This window comes from Streptomyces sp. 8K308, from assembly GCF_004348315.1.
GTDB lineage: Bacteria > Actinomycetota > Actinomycetes > Streptomycetales > Streptomycetaceae > Streptomyces.
The window spans coordinates 1-3578 of record NZ_SMKC01000515.1; the positions used below are offsets into that span (position 1 = coordinate 1).

2 protein-coding genes are annotated in these 3578 nt (G+C 71.2%); both read left to right on the forward strand.

What is annotated here, in order from left to right; translation table 11 throughout:
- The first annotated feature begins 64 nt into the window (after window positions 1-64).
- The gene (locus E1265_RS34990) at window positions 65-1420 is read left to right on the forward strand and encodes an NAD(P)/FAD-dependent oxidoreductase (RefSeq protein ID WP_132934982.1); all 1356 of its coding nucleotides are present in this window, start codon (window positions 65-67) and stop codon (window positions 1418-1420) included.
- Between the two features lie 130 nt (window positions 1421-1550).
- On the forward strand, window positions 1551-3224 hold the full coding sequence (locus E1265_RS34995; protein ID WP_132934983.1) for a SpoIIE family protein phosphatase: 1674 nt from the start codon (window positions 1551-1553) through the stop codon (window positions 3222-3224).
- The last annotated feature ends 354 nt before the right edge of the window (window positions 3225-3578 follow it).

A 3578-nucleotide genomic window follows, 5' to 3' on the forward strand; every position in this document is an offset into this window, starting at 1 on the left:
GAACGGAGCACCACCCCGTACCAACCTGTGGACAAAAGCGGTCCCCCGGGTGCCTCATGGACGGGTGACGAAGCAACCCGCGCACATCGTCGTGATCGGTGGCGGCTATGTCGGTCTCTACACCGCGCATCGCCTCCAACGCAGGCTCCGGCGCGAGCTCAGGCGCGGCGACGTCGTGATCACCATGGTCAGCCCCGAGCCGTACATGACCTACCAGCCCTTCCTTCCCGAAGCGGCCGCCGGCTCGATCTCGCCGCGACACGTCGTCGTCCCCCTGCGCCGCGTCCTCGCCCGCTGCCGCTTTGTCCCAGGAGAGGCCATCGCCGTCGACCCCACGCGCCGCACGGTCACCGTGCGCACGCTCGCGACGCGCGAGTCCGACGGAGAGCCACTCCAATTGACCTACGACGAACTCGTCGTCGCCCCCGGTTCCATCTCCCGCACACTTCCCGTCCCCGGCCTCGCCGAGCACGGCATCGGCTTCAAGACCGTCGAGGAGGCCATCGGCCTGCGTAACCACGTCCTCGAACAGCTCGACATCGCGTCCTCCACCCGCGACACCGCGATCCGCGACGCCGCCCTCACCTTCGTCTTCGTCGGTGGCGGCTACGCCGGCGTCGAGGCCCTCGCCGAGCTGGAGGACATGGGACGTTACGCGTGCCGTTACTACCACAACATCCGGCCGGAGGAGCAGAAGTGGATCCTGGTGGAGGCAACGGAGAAGATCCTCCCCGAGGTGGGTGAGCAGATGGGCGCCTACGCCCTGCGCGAGCTGCGCGGACGCAACATCGACGTGCGCCTCTCCACCCGCCTCGAGTCCTGCGCCGACCGCGTGGCCACCCTCAGCGACGGCACCCGCCACCCCACCCGCACGCTCGTCTGGACCGCCGGCGCCAAACCCAACCCCGTGCTCCGCGAGTTCGGCGTCCCCCTCGACGAACGCGGCCGCGTCCGCTGCGCCGCCACCCTCCGTGTCGAAGGACTCGACCACGTCTGGTCCGCGGGCGACGCCGCCGCCGTCCCCGACCTCACCGCCGAGCCCCCCGCCCCCTGCGCGCCCAACGCCCAGCACGCCGTCCGCCAGGCGCGCCGGCTCGCCGAGAACATCGTCGCCAGCCTGCGCGGCGAGCCCCTCACCGCCTACCGTCACCGCTACGCCGGATCCGTCGCCTCGCTCGGCCTGCACAAGGGCGTCGCGCGCGTCTACGGGAGGAAGCTCAGGGGCTATCCCGCCTGGTTCACGCACCGCGTCTACCACCTCAGCCGCGTCCCCACGACCAACCGGAAGGCACGCGTCCTCGCCGAATGGACCCTCGCCGGGCTGTTCAAACGTGAGATCGTCTCCCTCGGCTCCCTGGAACACCCCAGGGCCGAGTTCGAGCTCGCCGCGGGCACCGGACGCCACCCCGAGGACACCTGAACCGCCTCCCACATGTGACCATGGGTGTGCTCCCGCTCAGCGCCCTGTAGAGATCGACACCGCACCGACACCAACGAACGCACCGCACACCACGGAACGCACAGAGCAGAACGAATCGGATCGGAACGCTGTGAATTTGACGCGCTGGGGTATCCGGCTGCCCGGAGCACAGCGGCGCCACGCCCCCACCGGAACCGAGCCCGGCTCCACCGGCGGCGTACCGGCCGCCCGCGGCGAGCAGCAGAGCACCACCCCACACGGCAGACCGGGGAACGCCGGACACGGCGTCGACGCCCTCGCCGTCCACGAGCTGCTCGGCCAGGTCCCGGCCCCCGTCGCCGTCGTCCAGGGCGGCGACCACCGCGTCGCCTACGTCAACGAGGCATATGCCGCGCACTTCGGCCGCCGCACCCCCGGCGCGCCCGCCCGGGAGTCCCTCACCGAGCTCGTCGAGCTCGGCCTGCTCCCCCTCATGGACCAGGTCAGACGCAGCGGCACCCCGCGCACCCTCAAGTCACGCCGTGTCCCGGGCCCCAGCCGCGACAGCTACCTCACCTTCACCTGCACCCCCGTCCAGCTCGCCACCCCCGAGGGCCCGGCCGCCCGCGGCGTGCTCGTCTTCGCGTCCGACGTCACCGACCAGGTCGTCTCGGCCGAGCGGCTGCGCGAGAGCGAGAGCCAGCAGCGCGCCGCCGCCGTCACCCTCCAGCGCAGCCTCCTCCCCCAGGAGCTCGAACAGCCGGACGACCTCCGCGTCGCCGCCACCTACCAGCCGGGCGGCATCGACGCGGCCGTCGGCGGCGACTGGTACGACGTGATCACCCTGGGCGCGGGCCGCACCGCCGTCGTCATCGGCGACGTCATGGGCCGCGGCATGCGCGCCGCCGCGATCATGGGCCAGCTGCGCACCGCCGTCCGCGCCTACGCGCGGCTCGACCTCCCGCCGCACGAGGTGCTCCAGCTCCTCGACGGCCTGGCCGCGGACATCGACCCGAGCCAGATCGCCACCTGCGTCTACGCCGTCTACGACCCCAACGAGGGCACGCTCAGCTACGCCTCGGCCGGCCACCTGCCGATCCTCATCCAGGAGCCGGACGGCGCCATCACCCGGGTCACCGAGCCGACCGGCCCGCCGCTCGGCACCGGCGGCTGGATCCACAGCTCCGGCACCGTCCCCTTCGGCCCGGGCGCCACCGCCGTCCTCTACACCGACGGTCTCGTCGAGCGCAGGGACGCCGACATCGACGAGGGGATCGACGCCCTGGAGCGCGCCCTGACCGGCACCGGCAGCGGCGGCGGCCCCGAGATCATCTGCGGCCGGCTGCTGCGCGGCCTCGGCATCACCGAGGAACACGACGACGACGTGGCCGTGCTCGTCCTCAGCTGCCCCGAGCGGCACGGCGAGGAGGCGGACCTCTTCCGGGGCGCCGCACTCGACCTGCTCGGCGGCGTCGAGGCGGCCCCGCGCGCCCGCGCCTTCGCCGACGGCGTGCTCGCCAGCTGGCGCTTCCCCGAGGAACTGCGCGAGCTCGGCGTGCTGGCGGCCAGCGAACTGGTCGCCAACTCCCTCAAACACGGCCGCGCCCCGATGGGCCTGCGGCTGCGGCGCACCGACCGCCGGCTCATCGTCGAGGTGACGGACGGGGACGAACACCTGCCGCGCCGCCAACAGGCCGCCCCCGCCGACGAGGCGGGGCGCGGCATCGCCGTGGTGGCCACCATCGCGGCCGAGTGGGGCGCCCGCCGGCTGCCGGAGGGCGGCAAGGCGGTGTGGGCCGAGTTCGCCCTTCCTGGGGCGAGTTGACCTCAAGTTGACGCCGTTGGGGTGAGGGCGTAACGTTGCCCAGGCGCTCGTTAAGGGCGCCAATCCACTTCTTTGAACGCTCTGCCCGTGAGGGTCTATTTGGCTTGCCCGCAGTGTAGCTGCGGGTTGCCTGAAATAGCTTCTCCGGGGCCGGATTTGGAATCCGGCGGGAGATGGTTCTAAAGTAGTGAACACCGAAGGGAAGCCCGGGGGGCCTCGAGAGGGGCCTGAAGGTAGCGTCCGTTCCTTGAGAACTCAACAGTGTGCCAAGAAGTCAATGCCAGATTTTTGATTGATCAATGCGAGAATCAAATTGTTCTCGTGGATGATCTTCTTTGAAGCATTCACGGAGAG